Origin of the sequence: Actinomycetospora succinea, assembly GCF_004363095.1 — a bacterium.
GTDB lineage: Bacteria > Actinomycetota > Actinomycetes > Mycobacteriales > Pseudonocardiaceae > Actinomycetospora > Actinomycetospora succinea.
In genome coordinates, this window is sequence record NZ_SNYO01000002.1 from 880,951 (window position 1) to 904,571 (window position 23,621).

Below are 23,621 nucleotides of genomic sequence, written 5' to 3' on the forward strand. Positions count from 1 at the left end.
GAACCGCGGTCTATACGGCGAGTTCGCTCGCGTCGGGCGGGTCGTTACCGGCGTCGTCGTGGGTGTCGTGGGTGTCGTGGCCGCCGACGTGCGCATCCGGCGCACCCGTGGTGTCCCCGTGCTCGCCGGGGACGTCGCCGTCGGCGTGCGGGTCGGGGGCGTCGAGCACGTCGTGGATCGGCTCCGGAGCCTGCGCGGTCGTCGGCACGTCGACCGACGGTGCCGGGACCGGCGCCGGCCCGACAGGGGGCCTCCACCCGTGATCGTCGGAGGTGTCGTCGGGTGGGGTATCGGGCGGGGCCTCGTCGCCGAGCCCGCTCTCGGGAGCCGGCTCGCTGAGCCCGTTGACGCTGCGGTCGTAGCTCACGGTGTCGACGGAGAAGCTGCCGTCCGAATTCTCGACGACGTGTACCTGGCCCCGCTCGTGGATGAGCAGGTCGGTCTCGCTCGCCGGGGGCTCGGGCACCGCGGCGTGGTGGTGCTCCTTGAAGACGTAGTTACGGCCGTCGTCGTCGGAGATGACGAGGTACTGGAAGGCGTCGACGTTGTAGAGGGCGTCGGCGCCCTCGTTGACCACGACGTCCTGGTACATCTCGACGGTCAGCCACCCGTCGCCGACGCCGTGCGGGTCGAGCACGCGGAACGACTCGGCGAGGGACGGCGCGTCGCCGGCGGGCGGGACGTCCGGGGTGGTGTGGGCGACGGTCGCCACCGTGGCGCCGTCGACCACCGGGGCACCGCCGGTCTCCGAGGCCGCGGCCTCGACCGAGGTGCCGACGGCGATGGCCATCCCCAGGCCGGCGCCGGCCTTCGCCGCACGTCGGGCGACCTCGCGGATGTGCGCCGGGGCGTCGGCCCCGTTCTCCTGCGCGCTGCGCAGCCAGTCCGGGATCACGCCCCGGACGTCGCGCTTCGCCGCCTCCCAGAGATGCGCCGGCATCCCGGGCGGCACGGCGCTGGGTGCCCGCGGGGTCATGTCACGAGTCTCGGTCGGGCCGGGCGCGGGGTCATGAGCAACCACTACTCGGTTTCCGGTGCGGCCCGGTGGCGTCCTGCTCATGGCGGTGGGTCACCAGGACCCCAGGGCGCCCACGAGCAGGCCCTCGCAGGTGCGCACCAGGACCCGCGCGGCCTGGCGGACGTCGCGCGCGGACGCCGGGTGCTCGGCGCGGCGCTGCCACTGGGCGAGCGCCGCGCGCGCCACCCGCTGCATCTCGTTCGGCGAGGTGTGGGGCTCGATCCCGAGGCGCTGCCAGATCTCGACCCCGCTGCCGCCCAGCAGGCGCTCGGCGGACTCCCGCTCGGCGTCGGTGAGCATGAGGGACCCGACGCGGATGCCGTCGAGGAGGCGGACCTCGGCGAACTCGTGCGCCCCGGAGGTGACGATCTCGAGGTCGTGCAGCAGGTGCTGCGCGGCGGGCACCGGGTAGCGCTTGATGGTGGCCTCGACGGCGAGCAGCGCGGACCGGGCCTTGAGCACCTCGGCGCGCCCGGCGAAGCGGCTGAGCAGCGCCTCGCGCAGCGGCTGCAGGCCGCTGCGGGTGAGCAGCTCGCGGGACAGCGCGCCCGCCGTGCCCGCGACGCCGGTGTAGCGCAGGCGCACCGAGAGCCGGATGCCGAAGAGCCCGAAGCGGTCGAGGAGCGCGGCGCGGCGGGCCGGTGACAGGTCGAGGTCGGGCATCTCGCGGTTCGCGAAGCGGTCGGCGGTGAGCAGCATCTGCTCGACGTCGTCCTCGGGCGCCTCGGCCAGCAGCTCGATGGCCCGGAACTCGTCCTCGCGCAGGGTCGCGGCGGTCGACGCGAGCAGGCCCGCCACCGGCACGACGGTCTGGCACAGCGCCTGCACGCGGGGGTCGACGCGGTAGCGCTCGGCGACGCGGGCGGCGCTCTCGAGGGCCTCGGGGCGTCCGTGCCCGACCTCGTCCGCGCGGGCCAGCACGCCGAGGGTGTTGATCGGCCGGCGCTCGGTCGGGTCGTCCCGGAAGGTCTCGAGGAACCGGACGTCGGACGTGTGGATGTGGCGCATCAGGTAGACGACCGCGTCCGCCGTGCTGGGACCGCCGCCCTGCTCGTTCAGCGCGGACTCGGTGCGCCGGGAGAGCTCGGTGGTCAGCGAGTCCATGCCCGGGGTGTCGATCAGGGTCATCGTCTTCAGCGAGGGCGAGGGCCAGTCGACGACGAGGCGCTCCACGTCCTGCGCGCGCATCCCGCCCAGGTCGCTGTCGAGCAGCCGCCCCGACGGTCCGGGCGGCAGCTGGCGCGGCGGACCCTGGCGCGGGTGGGCCGTCACCCGGTAGGTGTGGCCGTCGCGGTACCAGGTCACCACCCGCGTGCACTCGCCCGCGTCGGTGGCCGCGAGCTCCTGCCCGACCAGCGCGTTGAGCAGCGTCGACTTCCCCGACTTGATCCGGCCGGCGATGGCCACCCGCAGCGGCTCCTCGAGCCGGGCGGCGGCCGCCTGCAGAGCGGGCTGCGCCGGGCCGCCCGCGTAGATCTCCATGGCCTGCTGGACGAGGCCCCGCACGCGGGTCAGCAACGACGCCGGCGGTGGCGGGCCCGGTGGGGCGGCCGGCGGGAAGGGAGCCGACGGCGGGAACCCGCGCGCCGGGCCGCCGGGACCGGGCGGCCGGGGTCCGGGGCCTCCGGGCGGCCCGGGCCCGCGCAGGCCGCCGGGCCCCGGCGGACGTCCGGGTCCCTGGGGCGGGGGTCCGTACGGGCCCGGGCGGGGCCGGTCGCCGCGGTTCACGTCACGGCCTTCACGGGTGCGGCGGCGGCCGGCGCGGGGCCGCCCGACAGCCCGCCCGCGCGGGTGCGCTCGAGGTGCGCGGAGAGGTCCTCCACGCGCGCCATGAGGCTGGCCAGGGACTGGAGGTCGGTCTCGGCGCGCGACCGGGCACCGACGTCGGACTCGCTGCTCTTGGCGGCCTCCTGGGCCGCGGCGAGCGCCTCGGTCGACGAGCGCTGGAGCTCGGACACCCGCTGCGACCAGGCGTTGCGGAGCTCGCGCTGCACGTGGCGGATCGCGTCGCGCGAGTCCTTGCCGAAGTGCATGTTGAACTCGTCCACGAACCGGCGCACCGCGGTCTTCGCCTCGGAGCGGCGCTTCTCGAGGGCCCGCTTCTGCTCCTCCTTCCACCCCATCCGGCCGAGCAGCAGGCCCGGGATGACGCCCAGGCCCAACGGCACCGGCAGCCCGGTCAGGCTCATCAGCATGTTGAACATGAGGAAGCCGCTGTAGGACTTCTGGAACGCGGCCATCCCGGCGCCCTTCGCCTTCTTCTCGGCGAAGGTGGCGTCGGCCTTGAGGCCGTCGAGCAGCTCGACGGGCGCCGCCACCTCGCGGGCGCGCACCACCTGCGACTCGGCGATGTCGAAGTGCTGGCCGACCGCGATGGCGACCTCCTTAGCCCGGTTCACGAACATGGCGTAGTTCTCCAGCGCCTCCCCGGCCAGCCGCTGCCGGAGCCACGCCTCGAACTCCTCCCAGTTCTTCCCGGGGTCGCCGTTGTCGATCGACTGCTCGGCCTCGTGGACCACGATCCGCGTGCGCTGGCGGAGGTCGAAGTCGATGTCGGACGAGATGTCGGCGAACCCGTCCTGGAGCACCGACTGCCACTTGGACGAGCGCTCGCGCAGCGCGTCGGCCTGCTCCTTGGCGCGCGTGAGCTCACCGACGAGCGCCGCGGACCGCTTCGGGTCGGCCAGGGCGGCCAGCCGGGCGCGCGCCACGACCTCCATCTGCTCGACGGCGGAGCGCACGTGCGTGATCGCCGCGTCGAGGGCGAGCTTCTCGCCGCCGGCGACGATCTCGTTGATGTTCGAGATCAGCGCGGGGAAGCCGGACTCGTTGTTGAGGTCCTTGCTCATCGTGCTGGCCGCCAGCGAGCGGATCTCCGACGACACCGCGAGCGACTCGATCTCGATCCCCGCCCGCTGCAGGTGCTGCCGGTCGCGCTCGAGCATGCGGTCCGAGTGCGGGTACAGGTCGGTCTTGGTCAGCACGAACAGGACGGTCGGGCACAGCTCCTTCACGGTCCGCAGGAACGACATCTCGCTGTCGGTCAGCTCCTGGGAGCAGTCGCTGACGAAGAGCACGGCGTGGGACCGGGGCAGCGAGCTGATCGTCGACGCGTTCGACCCGGACCCGATGCCGCCCACGCCGGGCGTGTCCACCAGGACGAGGCCGTTGGAGAGGATCGGGCGGTCGAGCCCGACGGTGACGCGGCGCAGGTTGCGGCTGTTGCCGGGGTTGCCGAACTCGGAGGCGTACTGGGGGACGTCCGACGGCGCGATCGTCTCGTTCCAGCCGGCGCCCGAGGCGCCCGAGGCGGGTTCGAAGACCGCGCTCGCGGACAGGCTCTTGGCGTAGCGCACCTCGGTGAGGACCGCGGTCGCCACGTCGTCGTCCACCGGGCAGATGGGCGCGCTCAGCATGGCGTTGATCAGGGAGCTCTTGCCCTGCTTGAACTCGCCGACGACGTGCACCGTGATCGAGGCGTCGCTCAGGATCTGCTTGGCGCCTTTGAGCCGCGCGACCAGGTCGTCGCGCTCGTAGGCCTGCGCGCCCTTGATCGCCATGTCGATCGTCTCGGTGGCGTGGCGCGCAGCGGCGCTCTGCTTCTGCTGTTGCTGCTGCTGGACCGCCATGCCCTCTCCTCTCCCCGTCGGGCACCAGCCTCCGCCGCCCGGGCGTGATCGTCATGAGTAGCGACTACTCATGTCTGTCGATGGTTCCTGCCGGCGCACCGGGCCCCGGGCGCACGACGGTCCGGCACGGTCGCGAGGACCGTGCCGGACCGTTCGTGCCGGGCGCCCCGGCGTGGGTCAGCCGTCGGCCGAGTCCGACCCGCCGCCGCCGTCCGAGCCGCCGCCGTCGTGACCGCCGCCGCTCGAGCCGCCGTCGTGACCGCCGCCGCTCGACTCGAAGCCGCCGCCGCCGTGCTCGAACCCACCGTCGTCGGAGCCGCCCGAGTGGCTGCTGCCGCCGGAGCCCACCGACTCGAGGACGGGCTCCTCCTGCTGCTGCTCCTCGAAGCCACCCGACGACGGCGAGTCGTCGATCGGCTCCGGGGTCGACGTGCCGGTGTCGCCACCGTTGCCGCTGCCGTGGAAGACCAGGCCGCCGTCCTCGTTCGACTCGGACTCGGGCGCCTGGTCGACGCCGCCCGCTCCGCCAAAGGGGTCGTCGTCGGGGAACGGGCTGGTCTGCACCGGCTCGTCGATGCCGCCCGTCGGGTCGGGCTCGTCGATCCCGCCCGTGGGGTCGGGCTGGGGCTCGTCGATGCCACCCGTCGGGTCGGGCTCGTCGATGCCGCCCGTGGGGTCGGGCTGGGGCTCGTCGATCCCGCCCGTCGGGTCGGGCTGCGGCTCGTCGATGCCACCCGTGGGGTCGGTCGGCGTCGTCTCCCCGGTGTCGGGCGGGGTCGTCTCGCCCGTGTCGGGCGGGGTCGTCTCCCCGGTGTCGGGCGGGGTCGTCTCGCCCGTGTCGGGCGGGGTCGTCTCGCCCGTGTCGGGCGGGGTCGTCTCGCCCGTGTCCGGCGGGGTCGTCTCGCCCGTGTCGGGCGGGGTCGTCTCGCCCGTGTCCGGCGGGGTCGTCTCGCCCGTGTCCGGCGGGGTCGTCTCGCCCGTGTCCGGCGGGGTCGTCTCGCCCGTGTCCGGCGGGGTCGTCTCACCCGTGTCCGGCGGGGTCGTCTCGCCACCGGTGCCCGGCCACGGCTCGGGCTCGGGCGCGCCCGGCGTGGGCGTGGGCATGCCCTCGTCGTCGATCGGCGGCATCGGCGGGACGTGCGGCGGCGGGGTCGGGTGCGGGTGGGTCTGGTACCAGTCGTCCGGGTCCGGGCACCCCTCCGGCCGCGGCGCGTCCGGGCAGTAGTCCGGGTTGTAGCCCTCGGGGCAGTGCACCGGGTGGTAGCACTCCGGGTTGTAGTGCGGGTGCCAGCAGTACGGGTTGTGGATCGGGTGGAAGCCCCACTGGTTGTGGACCTCGTGGTAGCAGTGCGGGTTCCACACCGGGTCGTACTCGTACGGGTCGCAGTAGTGACCCGAGGGCTCGAGGTTGTCGTACAGGTACCCGCAGTCGGGCGGGCAGTACGTCGCGTGCATCGGGCAGTTGTAGTCACGGGGCAGGCAGCCCTGCTCGACGTACGTGGCGCAGCTGTCGTAGGGCGGGCACTCGGGCTTGATGTCGCCCTCGCCCGACGGGTACGGGTAGGTGGGCCACCCGGGGTCGGTGTCGTCCGGGTCCGTGCTGTCGTCCGGAGGGGTCGTGCCGTCGTCCGGCGGGGTCGTCCCGTCGTCCGGAGGGGTCGTCCCGTCGTCCGGAGGGGTGGTGCCGTCGTCCGGAGGGGTCGTCCCGTCGTCCGGAGGGATCGGGGCGGGCGTGTCGCCGCCGGCCGGGGGCACGGTGGGGTCGACGTCGCTCGCGGGGTCGCCGGCCGGCTGGGTCGGGAGGTTCGCGGGGCTCACGGGGATGGTCATGACGGTCTCGTTCCGTTCCGGGGAGGACCGGTGTGCCGGCCCGCTGTCTCGGTCTGGGCACAAGACTGCGGGCGCCGGGACCCCCCGTCATGAGCAGCGCACTACTCGATGACCACCGCGGTTGCTCGGGGATTACTCGGTCCCGGGCGACGAACGCCCGGCGACCCGGTCCGGGGACGTGAGTAGCGGGCGGGAACGGCCGCGATCGCTACTCACGACGGGCCCGGGAAGTCAGCCCGGGCCGCGGCGCAGGCGGCCGGCGGAGGCGTCCTGCTCGCCGCGCGTCGGCGCGACGTCGTCCGACGCGACGTCGGCCTCGGGCTCGTCGTCGGCGATCGCCGACGGCGTCTCCTTCGCGTGGATGACGAACCAGGCGATCCAGCCCGCGATCGCGACGCCGACGAAGCTGACGAGGCGGTAGAGCAGCACCGCCGCGAGGGCGGGCCGCGACGGGACGCCGCCCGCGACCAGCGCGGCCAGCAGCGCGCCGTCGACGAGCCCGAGGCCGCCCGGCAGGAACGCCGCGCTCGAGGCGGCGGTGGCGGCGGCGTAGGCGACGAGCACCAGCGCGAGCGTCATGCCCCGCGCGCCGACGGCGGCACAGCAGGCCGCGAGGCAGGCGATGTCGAGGATCCAGTTGGCGAGCGCGGAGGTGCCGACGACGAGGCGGCCGCGTCCCTTGAGCTCGATGAGCTGGAGCGCGGCGATCTGCTCGGCGAGCTCGGGGACACCGCTCTCGCGGGGCTTGCGGCGCACGCGATTGACCGCGCGCAGCCCCCACGACCCCGCCGTGACGAGCAGGCCGGGCCGCTTGGCGACGACGATGACGCCGGCACCCAGCGCGGCGACGCCGACGATCTGCAGGATCAGCCAGGGCAGCGAGGTCGGGCGGCCGCCGACCACGAGCGCGGACCCCAGGGCGATCGCGGCGAGGGCCAGGCTGGCCGCGACGCCGCCGGCGACCATCGTCCAGGTGGTGGCGGGTCCCGTGGCGCCCCAGGCCCGGCGCCGCTTGTAGGTGTAGGCCGTCGACAGCGCGGCGCCGCCGGGCACGGTGAGGTGCAGCGCGTTGGCGGCGAGCGTGGCCATCGTGACCGCGCCCAGCGACACCCGGACCGCGGCCGCGACGAGCAGGCGGTGGTGCAGGATCGAGAAGGCGATCAGCGCGCCGGCCTCGCAGGCGACGGCGACCGCGACCCACATCGGGTCGGCACCGACCAGGGCCGCTCCCGCGTCCTTCACGGTGGGCCACACGATGACGATGCCGGTCGTGATGGCCGCCGCCACCACGATCCCGGTGGCGATCCGCAGCAGCCTCCGGGTGCGCGGGGAGGCGCCCGACAGTCCCGCCGACGCGGTGGTCACGGTCGCACTCACCCCTCCAGTGTCCTCCTGCACGGACGTTCACCGATGGGTGACCGATCACGTCCGGCCACACGCGTGATGTCCCCCGGAGATCACCCGACCGGTGATCGGCCGGCGACGAGCGGTCCCGCGGGTGCAGCGGTGACATGCTGCCCGATGACCTCGGCGCACCCACCGCGCCCCCGTCGGAGTCGAGGAGGAGCCGCCATGAGCCGCCGCGTGGACAGCGACCTGTTGCTGGTCGGGAGCCTGCCGGTCGACTCGACCGACGAGGGGTTCCGCCGGGGCGCGGAGCTGTTCGGCGACCGCGTCGCCGCCCTGCCCGACGGGGAGTCCGGTCCGCGCGGCGCCTGGGTCGGGTACGACCGCACGACGCTGCTCGAGCCGCACCCCGACATCACCGTGCTCGCCCCGACCGGCTCGCCGACGGGCCGCGCCCGGCACGCCTACGACACCGCGCGGCTGACCGTCCGCGACGGCGTCGAGCAGCTGCGCTTCGACGCCTGGCCGCGCGTCGCCGAGACCCTCGCGTCCTACGAGCGCTTCGCCGCCCTGCGCGCCGAGGGCGTGATCCCGTCCCACCTGCGCTTCCAGGTGGGCCTGCCGTTCCCGTCGAGCGTGTTCACCGGGGCGTTCAAGGACGCCTACGCCCGGGACTGGGCCCTCGTCGGGCCGGCGCTCGAGGACCTCTGGGCGCGCGCGATCCGCGAGCTGCTCGCGGTGATCCCGCCCGCCGACCTCGCGCTGCAGTGGGACCTCGCCTACGAGGTGATCGACATCGAGGGCGTCGTCGGGTGGACCGAGGGGGACGCGTGGGAGCGCTTCGCCGGTCCCTGGTCGCGCCTGGCCCCGCAGGTGCCCGAGGAGGTCCTCCTGGGCCTGCACCTCTGCTACGGCACGTTCCCCGAGTGGCCGATGTTCGAGGCCCGCGACATGGGCCTGATCGTGCGGATGGCCAACCACGCCGTCGCGCACGCCGGGCGCCCGGTCGACTGGGTGCACCTCGCGGGCCCGCGCTACCTGCGCAGCGAGGACGACCGCTTCTTCGCCCCGCTCGCCGACCTCGACACCCCGGACTCGCGGATCTTCCTCGGGATCGTGCTGCCGATCGACGGCGAGGACGGGCTGCGCCGGCGCCAGACCACGGCCTCGCGGCACCTCGGCGACTTCGGCGTCGCGCAGTACTGCGGGATGGGTCGTCAGCGTGGCGAGGATCCCGCCGCGACGCTGCGCGAGCACGCCGCGGTGGTGGCCGCCGTCCGCGGGTGAGGGGCAGGATCGGGCCCGTGGTCGGCATCGTGGAGGTGAGCCCGCGCGACGGGCTCCAGAACGAACGGGCGCTGCTGGAGACGGGCGCGAAGATCGAGCTGATCGAGCGGGCCACGGCGGCCGGCGCGCGGCGCATCGAGGCGGTGTCGTTCGTGCACCCGAAGCTGGTGCCGGCGATGGCCGACGCCGAGGCGGTGATGGAGGGCCTGCACCGGGCCGAGGGCGTCTCGTACATCGGGCTGGTGCTCAACCGGCGCGGCTGGGACCGGGCGGTGCAGGCCGGCGTCGACGAGGTCAACGTCGTCGTGCCGGCCTCCGACGGGTTCGCCAAGGCCAACCAGAACTCGACGACAGACGCGCTCACCGAGGTCGCCGAGGAGGTGCTCGCCGAGGCGGCCGGGCGCGACCTGTTCGCGTCGCTGACGATCGCGACGTCGTTCGGGTGCCCGTTCGACGGCGAGGTCGACCCGGACCGTGTGGTCGAGGTGGCCCGCCGCGGCGCCGCGGCCGGGGCGAAGGAGATCGCCATCGCCGACACCATCGGCGTCGGCGTCCCCACCCACGTCCGCACCCTGCTCGACGGGGTGCGGGCGGTCGCCCCGGACGCGCTCATGCGCGCGCACTTCCACAACACCCGCAACACCGGCTTCGCCAACGCCGTCGCCGCGCTCGAGTGGGGCGTCGACTGGCTCGACTCGTCCAACGGCGGCATCGGCGGCTGCCCGTTCGCCCCGGCGGCCACCGGCAACATCGCCACCGAGGACCTCGTCTACCTCCTCGACCGGATGGGCCACCCGACCGGTCTCGACCTCGACGCGCTGCTGCCGATCGCGGGCTTCCTGTCCGACCAGCTCGGCTACACCGTCCCCGCCCTGCTGCCGCGCGCCGGCACGTTCCCCGGCTGACACCCCAAGGAGCATTCGTGAGCGAGCTCGAGCAGCTGTCCATGCTGATCGGCGGGAAGCCGACCGGTGCGATCTCGGGGAGGACGTTCACCTCCGAGAACCCCTACACCGGTCAGCCGTGGGCCGACATCCCCGACGGCGGCACGGAGGACGTCGACGCCGCCGTGGGCGCCGCCCGCGCCGCGCTGGACGGCGAGTGGGGCCGGATGACGGGCTTCGCCCGCGCGGCGCGGCTGCGCAGGCTGGCGGAGCTGATCGGCGAGAACGCCGAGCGGCTCGCGCGCCTCGAGGTCAACGACTCCGGCAAGCTCTACCGCGAGATGCTCGGGCAGCTCCAGGGCCTGGGCGGCTGGTACCACTACTACGCGGGGCTCGCGGACAAGATCGAGGGCGCGCAGATCCCCTCGCCGAACCCGAACTACCTCGTCTACACGCGCCGCGAGCCGGTCGGGGTCGTCGCGGCGATCACGCCCTGGAACTCGCCGCTGCTGCTGATGAGCTGGAAGGTCGCGCCGGCCCTGGCCGCCGGCTGCACCGTGGTCATCAAGCCCTCGGAGCACGCGCCCGGCTCGACGCTCGGGTTCGCCGAGCTGATCAAGGAAGCCGGCATCCCCGACGGCGTGGTCAACGTCGTGACGTCCTCCACCGGTGCCGCCGGCGCTCACCTCGCCGCGCACGAGGGTGTCGACAAGGTCGCGTTCACCGGCTCGACGGCGACCGGGCGCAAGGTGGCCGCGGCGGCCGCCGAGAAGCTGCACCCCGCCACGCTCGAGCTCGGCGGGAAGTCGCCGCAGGTCGTGTTCCCGGACGCCGACCTGCAGGCGGCGGCGAACGGGCTCGTGGCCGGCGTGTTCGCCGCGACCGGGCAGACGTGCATGGCGGGCTCGCGGCTGGTGGTGCACGAGGACGTCCACGACGAGCTCGTGCGGCTGGTGGCCGAGCGCGCCTCGCAGATCAAGCTCGGCGACCCGTTCGGCGCGGACACCGAGATGGGCCCGGTCGCCAACAAGATGCAGTACGAGAAGGTCGTCGGCTACCTGTCCACCGCGCGCGACGAGGGCGCGACCGTGGCGTACGGCGGGGTCGCCGACGAGGGCCTCGGGGGCTACTTCGTCCAGCCGACCGTGCTCTCGGTGAAGCCGACCGACACGGTGTTCCGCGAGGAGGTCTTCGGGCCCGTGCTCGCCGCGGTGACGTTCACCGACGAGGACGACGCGGTCAAGCTCGCCAACGACACCCCGTACGGCCTCGCGGGTGCGGTGTGGACGAAGGACGTGCACCGCGCGCACCGCGTGGCGGCGAAGATCAAGGCGGGGTCGGTGTGGATCAACGCCTACCGCGTCGTCGCGCCGAGCGTGCCGTTCGGCGGCTTCGGCGACTCGGGCATCGGCCGCGAGAACGGCGTCCACGGCATCGACGCCTACCTCGAGACCAAGGCCGTCTGGGTGGAGCTCACCGGCGGCACCCGCGACCCGTTCACGCTGGGCTGATGCTTCGCACGTGAGTGATCTGGGTCGTCATGACGACCCAGATCACTCACGTGCGCGCAGCGCATCGCTCCAGCAGCGGGTCGAGGCGGAACGGGACGAGCTGGCGCATGACGAGCGCGGTGGACGTCCGCTCCACGCCCGGGACGGCGAGCAGGCTCCCGGCGATCGTGTACAGCGCGTCGGCGTTCTGGGCGACGACCTGGACGAGCAGGTCGTCGTCGCCGGCGAGCCCCACGACCTCGACCACCTCGGGGATGCGGGCGAGCGCCTCGGTCACCTCGGCGAGGCGACGCTGGTCGACGCGCGTGGTGACGTAGGCGCGCAGCGGGTGCCCGAGCGCGGCGGGGTCGATGCGCCGGGCGAAGTCGCCGAGCACGCCCCGGCTCTCCAGGCGGGTCAGACGCGCCTGCACGGTGTTGCGCGCGAGCCCGAGGCGTTCGGCGAGCGCGACGACCGTGGCGCGCGGTTCCTCGCCGAGGGCCTGCAGCAGGCGTGCGTCGACGGCGTCGACGGGTTCCATCCTGCTCACTCCCCACGGCCGACGGCACCGACGCGCTGACCATAGTGCTCATGTCCGCCCGCCCCGCTTGCGCACTTCCACCCCATGACGAACGCTTTCGGCACCGTTCTGGACCCGGAGGCCATCGATGACATCCACCCGTCCCGCACCGGCACCGCTCACCGGCGAGGAGCCGGAACGGGAGGCGCTGCGCGCGGTCGAGGACCGGGTGCTCTGGCTCGCCACCGCGATCGTCGACCACGCCAACCGCGTCCGGCCCAACCCGAGCGGGCTCAAGGTCGGCGGCCACCAGGCGTCGTCGTCGTCGATCGTCTCGATCATGACCGCGCTGTGGTTCCACACGCTGCGCCCCGAGGACCGGGTGTCGGTCAAGCCGCACGCCTCGCCGGTGCTGCACGCGATCAACCACCTGCTCGGCGAGCTCGACGCGTCGTACCTGACGACCTTGCGCGCCGCGGGCGGCCTGCAGTCCTACCCCTCGCGCTCGAAGGACCCCGACCCCGTCGACTACTCGACCGGCTCGGTCGGCATCGGCGCGACCGCCCCGATCTGGGGCACGATCGCGCGGCGCTACGCCGACGGCCTGGGTGGTGCCGCGGGTTCGGGGCGGCAGTTCTCGCTGGTCGGCGACGCGGAGCTCGACGAGGGCGCGGTCTGGGAGGCCGTGCTCGACCCGATGGTGCGCGAGCTCGGCGAGGTCTGCTGGATCGTCGACTTCAACCGCCAGAGCCTCGACCGCGTCGTCCCCGACATCTCCGCCACCCGCCTGCACGGGCTGTTCAGCGCCGCCGGGTGGCAGGTCATCACCGTCAAGTACGGGCGCCTGCTCGCCGAGCTCTACGCCCGCCCCGGCGGCGACGCGCTGCGCCGGCGCATCGACGAGATGACCAACCCCGAGTACCAGCGGCTGCTGCGCTGCACCCCCCTGCAGCTGCGCGAGCGCCTGCCCGGCGACGGGCCCGAGGGCGAGGCGGTCGCGGCGCTGCTCAAGGACGTCGACGACGGCGCGGTGCACGCCGCGATCCGCAACCTCGGCGGCCACGACCTCGGCGCGCTGGCCGACGCCTACGACGCCATCGACGACAGCCGCCCCACGGTGATCTTCGCCTACACCGTGAAGGGCTACGGCCTCGCGACCCAGGGCCACCCGCAGAACCACTCCAGCCTGCTCACCGAGACCCAGATGCGCGCGCTCGCCACGGGCCTGGGCACCGACCTCGACGACCCCTGGGCGCCGCTGCCCGCCGGCCCCGCGGCCGACCTGTGCCGGAGCGTCGCCCAGCGCCTGCACCGCGCCCCCGTCACGCCGACCGCGCCGCCGGCGGTCCCCGACGACCTCGAGCGCACCCCCACGGGCACCGGCCACACCCAGCAGGCGCTCGGGCGCGCGCTGCTCGACCTGACGCGCACGGCGCCGGAGGCCGCGCGCCGCGTCGTCACGGTCAGCCCGGACGTGACGTCGTCGACCAACCTCGGCGGCTGGCTGAACAAGGTCGGGTCGTGGTCGGCGCACGAGCGCCGCGACTGGTTCGCCGACGACGCCGAGACGATCCTGCACTGGCACGAGCTGCCCAGCGGCCAGCACATCGAGCTCGGGATCGCCGAGACGAACCTCGTCGGGCTGCTCGGCGAGCTCGGCGCCACCTGGTCGCGCTGGGGCGAGCCGCTGCTGCCCATCGGGGTGCTCTACGACCCGTTCGTCTCGCGCGCGCTCGAGCCGTGGGCGTTCGGCATGTACGCGGGCGGCCAGTCGATCCTCGTCGGCACGCCGTCGGGGGTGTCGCTGGCGCCGGAGGGCGGCGCCCACCAGTCGATCACCACGCCCTCGATCGGCCTGGAGCAGCCCGGCTGCGTCGCGTTCGAGCCGGCGTTCGGCGTCGAGGTCGGCTGGTGCCTGCTCGACGGGCTCGGCCGGCTCGGCCGCCCCGGCGGCTCGTCGACCTACCTGCGCCTGTCGACCGTGCCCGTCGACCAGAGCCTCGCCGCCGTCCCGTCCGACCCCGCCGCCCGGGCCCAGCGGCGCCGCGAGGTCGTCGCCGGCGCCTACCTGCTGCGCCGCGCCCCGGGCACCCCGCAGGTGACGATCGCGGTGATGGGCCCGCTGGTCGGCCAGGCCCTCGCGGCCGCCGAGCGGCTCGGCGAGCAGGGCGTCGGCGCCGACGTCGTCGTGGTGACCAGCCCCGACCGGCTCTTCCGTGCGCTCCGGGCCCGCACCGCGGCGACCGGGGCCCACACCGAGGCGCCGACCTGGATCCTCGACGCCGCCTTCCCCGCCGACCGCGCGGCGAAGCTCGTGACCGTGCTCGACGGCCACCCGCACACGCTCGCGTTCCTGGCGTCGGTCCACGGGTCGCGCGCGGCGCACCTGGGCGTCACCGACTTCGGCCGGTCCTCCGACCTCGCCGACTCGTGGGCGCTGCACCACCTCGACACCGACGCGATCGTGGCTGCCGCCCTCGCCTGAGGGGTACCCCGCCGCGATGCTCGACTGGCTCGCGGCGCCCGACGGCGCGACCGCCCGCTGGGTGGTCCAGCACCTCGTCGCGCTGGTGTACGTCATCGCGTTCACGGTCGCGCTCGCCCAGTTCCGCCCGCTGATCGGCGAGCGCGGCCTGACGCCGATCCCCCGCTTCCTCGCGCGCACCACGTTCCGGCGCCATCCCAGCCTGTTCCACCTGCGCTACTCCGACACGCTCTTCCGCGTCGTCGCCGGCACCGGGCTCGTCCTCGCGCTGGCCGCCCTCGCCGGCGCCACCGACGTCCTGCCGCTCGGCGCCGGCATCGCGCTGTGGGGCCTGCTCTGGGTGCTCTACCTGTCGATCGTCACCGTGGGCCAGGTCTGGTACGGGTTCGGCTGGGAGTCGCTGCTGCTCGAGGCCGGGTTCCTCGTGACGTTCCTCGGGCCCGCCGACGTCGCCCCGCCCGCGCCGATCCTCCTGCTGCTGGTCTGGCTGCTCTTCCGCGTCGAGTTCGGCGCCGGCCTGATCAAGATGCGCGGCGACCCCTGCTGGCGCGACCTCACCTGCCTCGAGTACCACCACGAGACCCAGCCGCTGCCCGGGCCGACGAGCCGCCTGTTCCACCACCTGCCGCGCCCGCTGCACCGCGTCGAGGTCCTCGCCAACCACGTCACGCAGCTCGCCGTCCCGTTCCTGCTGTTCCTGCCCCAGCCGGTCGCGTCGATCGCCGCCGCGGTCGTCGTCGTCACCCAGGGCTGGCTGGTGAGCAGCGGCAACTTCGCCTGGCTGAACCTCCTGACGATCGCGCTGGCCTTCGCCGCCGTCAGCGACCGGTTCCTGGGCTGGCTGCCCGTGTCCCTGCCCGCGCCCGGAGCGATCCCGACCTGGTTCGCCGTCCTCGTCCTCGCCGTCACCGCCCTGATGATCGGGCTGTCGGTGTGGCCGGTCCTCAACATGGCCAGCGGCCGCCAGCTGATGAACGCCGGGATCACGCCCGTGCACCTGGGCAACAGCTACGGCGCGTTCGGGTCGGTGACCCGCGAGCGCGAGGAGGTCGTCCTCGAGGGCACCGACGACCCCGACGGCGCCGACACCGCCGTCTGGCGCGAGTACGACTTCCGCTCCAAGCCCGGCGACCCCTACCGCCGCCCGCCCCAGACCGCGCCGTACCACCGGAGGCTGGACTGGCTGATGTGGTTCGCGCCGATCGCGCCGCGGATGGCGCGCAGCTGGCTGCCGGCGCTGCTCGACCGCCTGCTCGAGGCCGACGCGCCGACCCTGCGCCTGCTGCGCCGCGACCCGTTCGACGGCGAGCGCCCGGCCTGGGTCCGCGCGCGGCTCTACCGCTACCGCTTCACCACCCGCGACGAGCGCCGCGCGACCGGCGCGTGGTGGCACCGCGAGCTGATCGGCGACTACCTGCCGGCGCGGACGCTGCCCCGGTCGTCGGCGGCCCCGTAGACCAGACGCTGCGCCGCCCGGATCCCCGTGCGGTACGCCGGGCCGAGACGCCCACCGCGGGCGAGCGCCGCCCGCGCCGCGTTCGCCCCCGGCGCGCCGTGCACCGCCCCGGCCGGGTGCGCGGTGGCGCCGGCGAGGAAGAGCCCGTCGACGGGGGTGTCGGGGCGCCCGAGCCCGGGCGTCGGGCGGAACACCAGCATCTGGTGCACCTGGGCCGTGCCGGCCATGAGCGCGCCGCGCACGAGCGACGGGTTGCGGGCCTCGAGGTCGCCGGGCCGCGAGACGACGCGCGCGACGACCCGCTCGGAGAACCCCGGCGCGTGCCGCTCGATCACCGCGGTCATGCGCCGCACCTGCTCGTCGAGCTCGGCCTCGGTGAGCGACCGGGCGTGCGGCAGGTGCGTGTACGCCCAGACCGACTCGGTGCCCGGCGGCGAGCGCAGGGGGTCGGACAGGGTCATCTGCCCGAGCAGCATGAACGGGTCGCGGGGCACGCGACCGGCGGCGAGGTCGGCCCCGAAGTCGATCAGGCCCGCGGTGTCGCCGCCGAGGTGCACCGTGCCGGCCTCGCGGGGCTCCGGCGCGGTCCACGGGATCGGCGAGGACAGCGCCCAGTCGACCTTGAGGATCGCGTCGTCGAACTGGAAGCGCGCGAGGTCGTCGACCAGCCGCGCGGGCAGGTGCTCGTGCCCGACGAGGTCGGAGAACAGCACCGGCGCCGGCACGTCGGCGAGCACCGCCCGCCGCGCCCGCACCAGCCCGCCGGCCGCGTCGACCACCCCCACCGCGCGCCCGCCCTCGACGAGCACGCGGGCGACGGGGCGGTGGCAGTCGACGGCCCCGCCGCCGTCGGCGAGGCGCGCCACCAGCGCGTCGGTGATCGACCGCGCCCCGCCCGACGGCACCGGGAACCCGACGTCCTGGGCGAGCATCGAGAGCAGCCAGCCGAACGCCGTGCTCGCGGTCTGGGTGACGGCGAGGTCGGTGTGCAGGGCGTTGCCGGCGACGAGCACGCGCGCGCCCTCGCCGCGGAACTCCTCCTCGCCGAACCGCGTCGCGGGCAGCAGCATCCGCCGCGCGAGCCGCAGCGTGTCCGGGCCGCCGAGGGTCCGGATCACCTTCGTCGCGTCGCGCACCGGCGGGAACGGCCCGAGGAACGCGGCCATCAGCGGGTCGCGCAGCCGCCGCCACTCCTCGGCGAGCCGGCGCCAGGCGTCGCCGTCACCCGGGGCGAAGCGGTCGAGCGAGGCGGCCGTGACGTCGATGTCGCGGGAGATCAGGACGCCGCGGTCGTCGGGCAGCACGTGGGCGAGCGCGGCCGGGGCGTGGCGCCACGCGAGGCCGTACGCGTCGAGCCCGAGGCCCTGCAGCACCGGGGACACGAAGCCCATCGGGTGGAACGCGCTGCCGAGGTCGCTGCGGAAGCCCGGCGCGGTGATCTCCTCGGTGCGCACGGCCCCGCCCGGCGCGTCGGACGCCTCGAGCACACGGACCGACCAGCCGCGGTCGGCGAGCAGGTTCGCCGCCACGAGCCCGTTGTGCCCGGCGCCGACGACGACGGCGTCGACGGTCTCGGCGTCGGTGGTCAGGCGATCGGCTCCGGTCACACGCACAGGGTGCCCGGTCAGCGCCGACCCCTCAGGGCGGGCCCAGCAGGTTCGTGCGGACGTCGACGAGGTGGGCGCGCATGTGCCCGCGGGCGGCGTCGGGGTCGCGCTCGAGCAGTGCGGCGACGATCTCGCCGTGGGAGCACTCGTAGCCGCGGCGGCGCTCCGGTGACGCCGAGCGGCGCTTGATGCTGCCCCACACCGGGAGGTCGCGCGCCGCGTTCATGGTGTCGAACAGCCGCAGGAGCAGCCCGTTGTGCGCCGCGGCGGCGATCGCCCGGTGCAGCGCGGAGTCCCAGGCCTCGAACTCCTCGTAGGTCGTCGTGGCGTTGCCGCGGCGCAGGCAGTGCTCCACGTGCTCGACGTCGCCCTGGGTGGCGTGGCGGGCGGCCAGCGCGGCGATCTCGGGCTCGAGCACGAGGCGTGTCGCCATGATCTCGGCCGGGCTCGTCTGCAGCGGGGTGCGCGCGACGTCGGGCAGGTGCGCCTCGCCCTCGAGCTCGGCGAGGAACGTGCCGCGCCCGACGTGCCGGGTGATCCGGCCCTCGCGCTCGAGCTCGGCGAGCGCGCCGCGGACCGCCGTGCGGGAGGCCTGCAGGGTGTCGCAGAGCGCGCGCTCGGTCGGGATCTTCGAGCCGGTGCCGAGCGTGCCGTCGGCGACGCCGTCGTCGAGCAGGCCGCGCAGCTGCCTCACCACCGGCGTCTCCATCCGACCAATACTAGACCAATTCTTGCCTTGGCTCGGCGTTCACCCCGTTCTAGCGTCGAAGACGACCGAGGTGGTCCACCACACACCTTGATTGGTCGGGATTGGTCTCATGAAGTTGGTGACGTTCGTCGACGACGGCCGCGAGGCGGTCGGTCGGCTCGACGGGGACGACACGACGGTGCGCGACCTGACGCCCGTCGTGGGCACGGTCCCGCTCCTCGCGGTCATCGAGGACTGGCACCGCGTCGGGCCCGCGATCGCCGCGGCCGGCGACCTGCCGGTCGTCGACGCCCCGCGCCTGCGCGCCCCGATTCCCGCCCCGCGGCGCGACCTGTTCGCCGTCGGCAAGAACTACCGCGAGCACGTCGCCGAGTTCGGCCGCTCGGGCTACGACACCCCGGGCCGCTCGGAGGACCTGCCCGACAAGCCGATCGTCTTCTCCAAGGCGACCACGGCCGTGACCGGCCCGTTCGACGACGTCGAGGCGCACCCGGCGGTCACCGCGGAGCTCGACTACGAGGCCGAGCTCGCCGTGATCATCGGCCCGGGCGGGCGCGGCATCTCCCGCGAGGACGCCTTCGACCACGTCTGGGGCTACACGATCGTCAACGACGTCACGGCCCGCGACGTGCAGCGCGACCACAAGCAGTGGCTGCTGGGCAAGTCGCTCGACACCCACGCCCCGATGGGGCCGTGGGCGGTCACCGCCGACGAGGTGCCCGACGTCCGCGCGCTCGAGGTCTCGTCGACCGTCAACGGCGAGCCCCGGCAGAAGGCGCCGGTCGCCGACCTGATCTTCGACGTGCCCGAGCTCATCCGCGTGATCTCCGCGGGGATCACTTTGCTGCCCGGCGACGTCATCGCCACGGGCACGCCCGTCGGGGTCGGCATCGGCTTCGACCCGCCCCGCTTCCTGCGCCCCGGCGACGTCGTCGAGTGCGCGGTCACGGGGCTCGGCGCGCTCCGCAACACCATCCGATGAAAGGTGATCCCTTGCAGGTCAACGGCAAGGAACTGGCCGTCGAGGTCGACGGCGAGGGACCGGCGGTCCTGCTCGTGCACGGGCTCGGCGGGACGTCGAACTTCTTCCAGCCCCAGGTCGCGGCGCTCGCCGAGCGCTTCCGCGTGGTCCGGCCCGACATGGAGGGCTCCGGGCGCTCGGCCGTCGCCGGCACGTTGTCGATCGAGGGCTTCGCCAACGACCTCGCCGCCCTGATCGAGGGTCTCGACGCCGGCCCGGTCCGGGTCGTCGGGCACTCGATGGCGACGATCACCGCGCGCAGCCTGGCGGCGCGCCGTCCGGAGCTCGTCAGCCACCTCGCGCTCCTCGGCGCCGTGCCCGCACCGCTGCCCGAGGCCGGGCAGCAGGGCCAGCACGACCGCGCGGCGAAGGTCCGCGCCGAGGGCATGGCCGGCGTCGCCGACGCGGTGATGACCAACGCGACCGCCGAGGCCACCCGCCGCGACCACCCGGCGACCGCGGCCTGCGTCCGCGAGCTCGTCCTGCGCCAGGACCCCGAGGGCTACGCCCGGTCCTGCGAGGCCCTCGCCGGGGCCTCCGACCCGGGGCCGATCGACCCGGCCCTCCCGCTGCTGCTGCTCACCGGCGCCGACGACGGCGTCGGCGCCCCGGCCGTCACCCACGCGCTCGCCGACGCGCACGGCTCGGCCGTCGTGGAGGTCTTCGACGACTGCGGCCACTGGACCGCGCTCGAGAAGCCCCACGAGGTCACCGACCACCTCCTGAAGTTCTTCTGACCCTCGACGACGAGGAGCCGTCATGGCCAAGACCCTGTTCCGGAACGTCTCGATCCTCGACTCCACGGGCGCCGACCCGTACCCGGGCGACGTGCTCGTCGAGGACGACCGGATCGCCGCCGTCGGCACCGTCGAGGAGGCCCGCACGCTGAACGCGCGGGTCGTCGAGGGGCGCGGCCGCACGCTGATGTCGGGTCTCTGCGACGCGCACACCCACTTCAGCTGGAACAACTCCGCCGACCTCGACGGCCTCGGCACCATGCCCGTCGAGGAGCACCTGCTCTTCTCGATGGAGTCGGCGAAGACCTACATCGACTCCGGCTACACGATGTGCCTCGGCGCCGCGTCGGCGAAGGAGCGCCTCGACGTGGTGTGCCGCGACGCGATCAACGCCGGGCGCATCCCCGGCCCGCGCTACCTCGCCAACGGCCCCGAGATCGCGGTGACGGGCGGCGCACTGATCAAGTCGATCACGAAGTTCGCCGACGGGCCGGAGGGCATGCGCCTCGCGGTGCGCCAGCTGATCGACCTGGGCGTCGACCAGATCAAGCTGTCGATGACCGGCGAGGAGATCACCGGCACCCAGCGCGCGGAGGACACGTACTTCTCCGACGAGGAGGTCGCGGCCGCGGTCACCGAGGCCCACCGCCGCGGCAAGCGCGTCTGCGCCCACGCCCGCTCCGCCGAGAGCGTCAAGATGTGCGTGCGGAACAAGGTCGACATCGTCTACCACGCCTCGTTCACCGACGCCGAGGGCATGGACATGCTCGAGACCAACAAGGACTGGGTGTTCGTCGCGCCCGGCATCAACTGGCTCGTCGCGACCCTGTACGAGGCCGAGGCCTTCGGGTTCCCGCAGGAGGCCGCCGAGGCCGTCGGCTACAAGAAGGAACTGGAGATGGCCACCGACGGCCTGCGCGAGATGCACCGGCGCGGCATCAAGCTCCTGCCCGGCGGCGACTACGGCTTCGCCTGGACCCCGCACGGCACCTACGCCCGCGACCTCGAGCACTTCGTGGAGCGGCTGGGGTTCACGCCGATGGAGGCGATCATCTCGGCGACCGCCTGGGGCGGCGAGATCATGCTGCGCCCCGACGAGCTGGGGAAGGTCCAGCCCGGCTACCTCGCCGACCTGATCCTCGTCGACGGCGACCCGCTCGCCGACATCACCGTGCTCCAGGACCACGGCAAGCTCAACGCGATCATGAAGGACGGCCGGTTCCACAAGGAGGACACGGCGGTCTGATACCGCCGGCGGTATCATCGACGTCGTGGCGATGACCCTGCGGCTCAGCGATGACGAGGCGGAGTCCCTGCGCCGGCGTGCCGAGACCGAGCAGCGATCGATGCAGGAGGTCGCGCGAGCAGCCGTGCGGGAGTACGTCGAGCGACACGAGCACGACGACGACGTCGACCGCGCGGCGGCCTGGGTGGCGGCGAACTTCCGGGAGGCGCTCGACCGGCTCGGGCGAGCGTGACCCGCTATCTCACCCTCGAGGACGTCCTGCGCTTCCTCGAGAGCGCGCTGGGCGAGGAGCCGCAGGTCCGGGACTTCGGGCTGCTCGAAGCGGCTCTGTCGCGTCCGGCGACGACGGTCATGGGCGAGGACGCCTACCCGACGGTCCCGGTGAAGGCCGCCGCAATGCTCCACAGCCTGTGCCGGAATCACCCTCTGGTCGATGGGAACAAGCGCCTGGCCTGGGCCGCGACAGCCGTCTTCCTGGTGCTCAACCACCGGCCGCCGCGTCTCGACCAGGACGCCGTGTTCCACCTCGTCATGGACGTTGCGAGCGGCGCCGTCGACGATGTGGGCGAGATCGCCTCGAGGATCGAGGCCCTGCTCTGACGGGCGGCGCACCTCATGATCGCTCCAGGTGCTCCTCCGACCCCGTGTCAGGTGGTCGGAGGAGCACCTGGGCCGATCATGTCGTTCAGGGGTGCCGTCGAGAACCCAGAACCCGGAGAATCCGACCTATGAGCACCCGCCTGTGGCATCCGTTCTCCGACATGGCGGCCGTGGACGGCCACGAGTTCGTCGTCGACCGGGGCGAGGGTCCCTGGATCTACGACGAGGCCGGCCAGCGCTATCTCGACGGCTGCGCGAGCCTCTGGTACTGCAACGTCGGCCACGGCCGGCGTGAGATCGCCGAGGCCGCGACGGCCCAGATGGTGAAGCTCGAGTCGTACTCGTGCTTCGCCGACATCGCGAACCGCCCTGCCCTGGAGCTGGCCGACCGCCTCGCCGCCCTGGCGCCCGTGGACGACGCGAAGGTCTTCTTCGGGTCCGGCGGCGCCGACGGCATCGACACCGCCGTGAAGCTCGCCCGCAGCTACTGGCAGGCGCGCGGCGAGACCCAGCGCGTGCACGTCGTCTCCCGCGAGACCGGCTACCACGGCACCCACGGCTACGGGACCTCGATCACCGGCATCCCGCCGAACCGCGAGAACTGGGGCGTGCTCGCCGGCGAGAACACGGTGGCGCCGCTGCACGACCTCGACGGCGTCGAGAAGGTCTTCGCCGAGGTCGGGCCGGAGCGGATCGCGGCGTTCGTCATCGAGCCCGTCACGGGCGCCGGCGGCGTGCACCTGCCGGTCGACGGCTACATCGAGGGCGTCGCCGAGCTGTGCCGGCGCCACGGGGTGCTGCTCATCATCGACGCGGTGATCTGCGCGTTCGGCCGCCTCGGCACCTGGTTCGGCATCGAGCGCTTCGGCGACATCCGCCCCGACATGATCACCTTCGCCAAGGGCGTGACCAGCGGCTACCTGCCGCTCGGCGGCGTGATCGTCTCGGGCGACGTCGCCGCGCCGTGGTGGACGACGCCGGGCGAGCGCACGCTGCGCCACGGCCCGACCTACTCCGGCCACCCGACGGCCTGCGCCGCCGGCCTCGCGACGCTCGACATCTACGAGCGCGAGAACCTCATCGCGCGCGGCGGCGAGCTGGAGATGCCGCTGTTCGAGGCGCTCGCCCCGCTCACCGCGCACCCCTACGTCCACGAGGTCCGCGCCGGGTTCGGCTTCCTCGCCGCGGTGGAGCTCGAGCAGGACGTCCTCGACGGCGTCCCCGACGCCCCGAACGTCCTGCTGCGCGCCGCGCGGAAGGCGGGCGTCCTGGTCCGCGGCCTCGGCAAGGGCGTCGCCGTGTCGCCGCCGCTGACCGTCGGGCAGGAGGAGATCGACTTCCTCGCCCAGGCGATCCACGCGGGGCTCGACGACCTGCCCGTCGAGAAGCCGGTGCCCGCGGCGCCCGGGGCGTGACCGGACCGGCGCTCGACGTCTTCCTCGCCGACTGCCCGGCGCGGACCGCACTCGACCTGATCGCCGACACGTGGTCGGTGGTCGTCGTCGTGGGGCTCGCCCACGGCCCGCGGCGGTACTCCGCGCTGCTCGAGCGGGCGGGGGGCATCAGCAAGAAGATGCTGACCCAGACGTTGCGGCGCCTCGCCGGCGCCGGGCTCGTCGAGAGGCCCGCGACGCGCGGCGGCGAGTACCGGCTCACCGATCTCGGCGTCTCGCTGCTCGGCCCGCTCACCGCCCTGACGGCGTGGGCCGAGGAGCACGCCGACGAGCTGGCCTGAGGGAACCCCGGGGTTCCCTC

General features: G+C 74.1%; 20 protein-coding genes. 12 read left to right on the forward strand and 8 right to left on the reverse strand.

Going from position 1 to position 23,621, the window contains the following annotated elements; translation table 11 throughout:
- Positions 1-10: 10 nt before the first annotated feature.
- From EV188_RS10645 to EV188_RS10670, 5 genes are all read right to left on the reverse strand, one after another.
- Positions 11-976, reverse strand: coding sequence for a hypothetical protein (locus EV188_RS10645; RefSeq protein ID WP_133826169.1), 966 nt, complete (start codon positions 974-976; stop codon positions 11-13).
- Between the two features lie 93 nt (positions 977-1,069).
- The gene (locus EV188_RS10650; protein ID WP_243741592.1) at positions 1,070-2,524 is read right to left on the reverse strand and encodes a dynamin family protein; all 1,455 of its coding nucleotides are present in this window, start codon (positions 2,522-2,524) and stop codon (positions 1,070-1,072) included.
- Between the two features lie 218 nt (positions 2,525-2,742).
- Complete coding sequence (locus EV188_RS10660; protein ID WP_133826170.1) at positions 2,743-4,647, reverse strand: dynamin family protein; 1,905 nt, start codon at positions 4,645-4,647, stop codon at positions 2,743-2,745.
- 177 nt (positions 4,648-4,824) lie between these two features.
- Entirely contained in the window at positions 4,825-6,477 is a 1,653-nt protein-coding gene (locus EV188_RS32950) for a hypothetical protein (protein ID WP_279536713.1), read from the reverse strand.
- A gap of 231 nt (positions 6,478-6,708) precedes the next feature.
- Positions 6,709-7,854: a lysylphosphatidylglycerol synthase transmembrane domain-containing protein gene (locus tag EV188_RS10670; protein WP_166659813.1), complete on the reverse strand. Its 1,146-nt coding sequence runs from the start codon at positions 7,852-7,854 to the stop codon at positions 6,709-6,711.
- 195 nt (positions 7,855-8,049) lie between these two features.
- Here EV188_RS10670 and EV188_RS10675 point away from each other — a divergent pair, with 195 nt between their 5' ends.
- Genes EV188_RS10675 through EV188_RS10685 form a run of 3 tightly spaced genes read left to right on the forward strand, consistent with a single transcriptional unit; the run spans position 8,050 to position 11,506 of the window.
- Complete coding sequence (locus tag EV188_RS10675; RefSeq protein WP_133826172.1) at positions 8,050-9,111, forward strand: hypothetical protein; 1,062 nt, start codon at positions 8,050-8,052, stop codon at positions 9,109-9,111.
- 17 nt (positions 9,112-9,128) lie between these two features.
- Positions 9,129-10,016, forward strand: coding sequence for a hydroxymethylglutaryl-CoA lyase (locus tag EV188_RS10680; RefSeq protein WP_133826173.1), 888 nt, complete (start codon positions 9,129-9,131; stop codon positions 10,014-10,016).
- Positions 10,017-10,057: 41 nt separating this feature from the next.
- Positions 10,058-11,506, forward strand: a complete 1,449-nt coding sequence (locus EV188_RS10685; RefSeq protein ID WP_133826371.1) for an aldehyde dehydrogenase — start codon at positions 10,058-10,060, stop codon at positions 11,504-11,506.
- Between the two features lie 46 nt (positions 11,507-11,552).
- Here EV188_RS10685 and EV188_RS10690 read toward each other — a convergent pair whose 3' ends face one another.
- On the reverse strand, positions 11,553-12,026 hold the full coding sequence (locus tag EV188_RS10690; protein ID WP_133826174.1) for an Lrp/AsnC family transcriptional regulator: 474 nt from the start codon (positions 12,024-12,026) through the stop codon (positions 11,553-11,555).
- Between the two features lie 127 nt (positions 12,027-12,153).
- On the opposite strand from EV188_RS10690, the gene EV188_RS10695 reads away from it, so the two are divergent.
- Both EV188_RS10695 and EV188_RS10700 read left to right on the forward strand, forming a co-directional pair.
- On the forward strand, positions 12,154-14,490 hold the full coding sequence (locus EV188_RS10695; RefSeq protein WP_133826175.1) for a transketolase-like TK C-terminal-containing protein: 2,337 nt from the start codon (positions 12,154-12,156) through the stop codon (positions 14,488-14,490).
- Between the two features lie 16 nt (positions 14,491-14,506).
- Positions 14,507-15,946: a lipase maturation factor family protein gene (locus tag EV188_RS10700; RefSeq protein WP_133826176.1), complete on the forward strand. Its 1,440-nt coding sequence runs from the start codon at positions 14,507-14,509 to the stop codon at positions 15,944-15,946.
- On the opposite strand, the gene EV188_RS10705 is transcribed toward EV188_RS10700, so the two are convergent.
- A complete protein-coding gene (locus tag EV188_RS10705; protein WP_243741593.1) occupies positions 15,901-17,553 on the reverse strand; it encodes a phytoene desaturase family protein in 1,653 nt (550 codons plus the stop codon). The two genes, EV188_RS10700 and EV188_RS10705, sit on opposite strands and share 46 nt — an antisense overlap.
- A 31-nt stretch (positions 17,554-17,584) precedes the next feature.
- The gene (locus EV188_RS10710) at positions 17,585-18,262 is read right to left on the reverse strand and encodes a FadR/GntR family transcriptional regulator (protein WP_133826177.1); all 678 of its coding nucleotides are present in this window, start codon (positions 18,260-18,262) and stop codon (positions 17,585-17,587) included.
- Between the two features lie 109 nt (positions 18,263-18,371).
- Between EV188_RS10710 and EV188_RS10715 the strand changes: the two genes are divergently transcribed.
- The 7 genes from EV188_RS10715 (at position 18,372) to EV188_RS10745 (ending at position 23,601) form a co-directional block, all read left to right on the forward strand.
- Positions 18,372-19,244, forward strand: coding sequence for a fumarylacetoacetate hydrolase family protein (locus EV188_RS10715; RefSeq protein WP_133826178.1), 873 nt, complete (start codon positions 18,372-18,374; stop codon positions 19,242-19,244).
- A gap of 11 nt (positions 19,245-19,255) precedes the next feature.
- Positions 19,256-20,020: an alpha/beta fold hydrolase gene (locus EV188_RS10720; RefSeq protein WP_208114103.1), complete on the forward strand. Its 765-nt coding sequence runs from the start codon at positions 19,256-19,258 to the stop codon at positions 20,018-20,020.
- A 22-nt stretch (positions 20,021-20,042) separates the two neighbouring features.
- Positions 20,043-21,266, forward strand: coding sequence for a metal-dependent hydrolase family protein (locus tag EV188_RS10725; RefSeq protein WP_133826180.1), 1,224 nt, complete (start codon positions 20,043-20,045; stop codon positions 21,264-21,266).
- A gap of 31 nt (positions 21,267-21,297) precedes the next feature.
- Positions 21,298-21,498, forward strand: a complete 201-nt coding sequence (locus tag EV188_RS10730; protein WP_133826373.1) for a ribbon-helix-helix protein, CopG family — start codon at positions 21,298-21,300, stop codon at positions 21,496-21,498.
- Positions 21,495-21,866, forward strand: coding sequence for a type II toxin-antitoxin system death-on-curing family toxin (locus tag EV188_RS10735; RefSeq protein WP_133826181.1), 372 nt, complete (start codon positions 21,495-21,497; stop codon positions 21,864-21,866). The genes EV188_RS10730 and EV188_RS10735 overlap by 4 nt, the downstream gene beginning before the upstream one ends.
- Positions 21,867-21,994: 128 nt before the next feature.
- Complete coding sequence (locus tag EV188_RS10740; RefSeq protein ID WP_133826182.1) at positions 21,995-23,281, forward strand: aminotransferase family protein; 1,287 nt, start codon at positions 21,995-21,997, stop codon at positions 23,279-23,281.
- Positions 23,278-23,601, forward strand: coding sequence for a winged helix-turn-helix transcriptional regulator (locus EV188_RS10745; RefSeq protein WP_133826183.1), 324 nt, complete (start codon positions 23,278-23,280; stop codon positions 23,599-23,601). The genes EV188_RS10740 and EV188_RS10745 overlap by 4 nt, the downstream gene beginning before the upstream one ends.
- Positions 23,602-23,621: the final 20 nt, after the last annotated feature.

Bases quoted from the DNA above. Each gene is read 5' to 3' on its own strand.
- EV188_RS10645 (WP_133826169.1), bottom strand. From the start codon at position 976: ATGACCCCGCGGGCACCCAGCGCCGTGCCGCCCGGGATGCCGGCGCAT.
- EV188_RS10660 (WP_133826170.1), bottom strand. From the start codon at position 4,647: ATGGCGGTCCAGCAGCAGCAACAGCAGAAGCAGAGCGCCGCTGCGCGC.
- EV188_RS32950 (WP_279536713.1), bottom strand. From the start codon at position 6,477: ATGACCATCCCCGTGAGCCCCGCGAACCTCCCGACCCAGCCGGCCGGC.
- EV188_RS10675 (WP_133826172.1), top strand. From the start codon at position 8,050: ATGAGCCGCCGCGTGGACAGCGACCTGTTGCTGGTCGGGAGCCTGCCG.
- EV188_RS10685 (WP_133826371.1), top strand. From the start codon at position 10,058: ATGCTGATCGGCGGGAAGCCGACCGGTGCGATCTCGGGGAGGACGTTC.
- EV188_RS10690 (WP_133826174.1), bottom strand. From the start codon at position 12,026: ATGGAACCCGTCGACGCCGTCGACGCACGCCTGCTGCAGGCCCTCGGC.
- EV188_RS10695 (WP_133826175.1), top strand. From the start codon at position 12,154: ATGACATCCACCCGTCCCGCACCGGCACCGCTCACCGGCGAGGAGCCG.
- EV188_RS10700 (WP_133826176.1), top strand. From the start codon at position 14,507: ATGCTCGACTGGCTCGCGGCGCCCGACGGCGCGACCGCCCGCTGGGTG.
- EV188_RS10710 (WP_133826177.1), bottom strand. From the start codon at position 18,262: ATGGAGACGCCGGTGGTGAGGCAGCTGCGCGGCCTGCTCGACGACGGC.
- EV188_RS10715 (WP_133826178.1), top strand. From the start codon at position 18,372: ATGAAGTTGGTGACGTTCGTCGACGACGGCCGCGAGGCGGTCGGTCGG.
- EV188_RS10725 (WP_133826180.1), top strand. From the start codon at position 20,043: ATGGCCAAGACCCTGTTCCGGAACGTCTCGATCCTCGACTCCACGGGC.
- EV188_RS10730 (WP_133826373.1), top strand. From the start codon at position 21,298: ATGACCCTGCGGCTCAGCGATGACGAGGCGGAGTCCCTGCGCCGGCGT.
- EV188_RS10740 (WP_133826182.1), top strand. From the start codon at position 21,995: ATGAGCACCCGCCTGTGGCATCCGTTCTCCGACATGGCGGCCGTGGAC.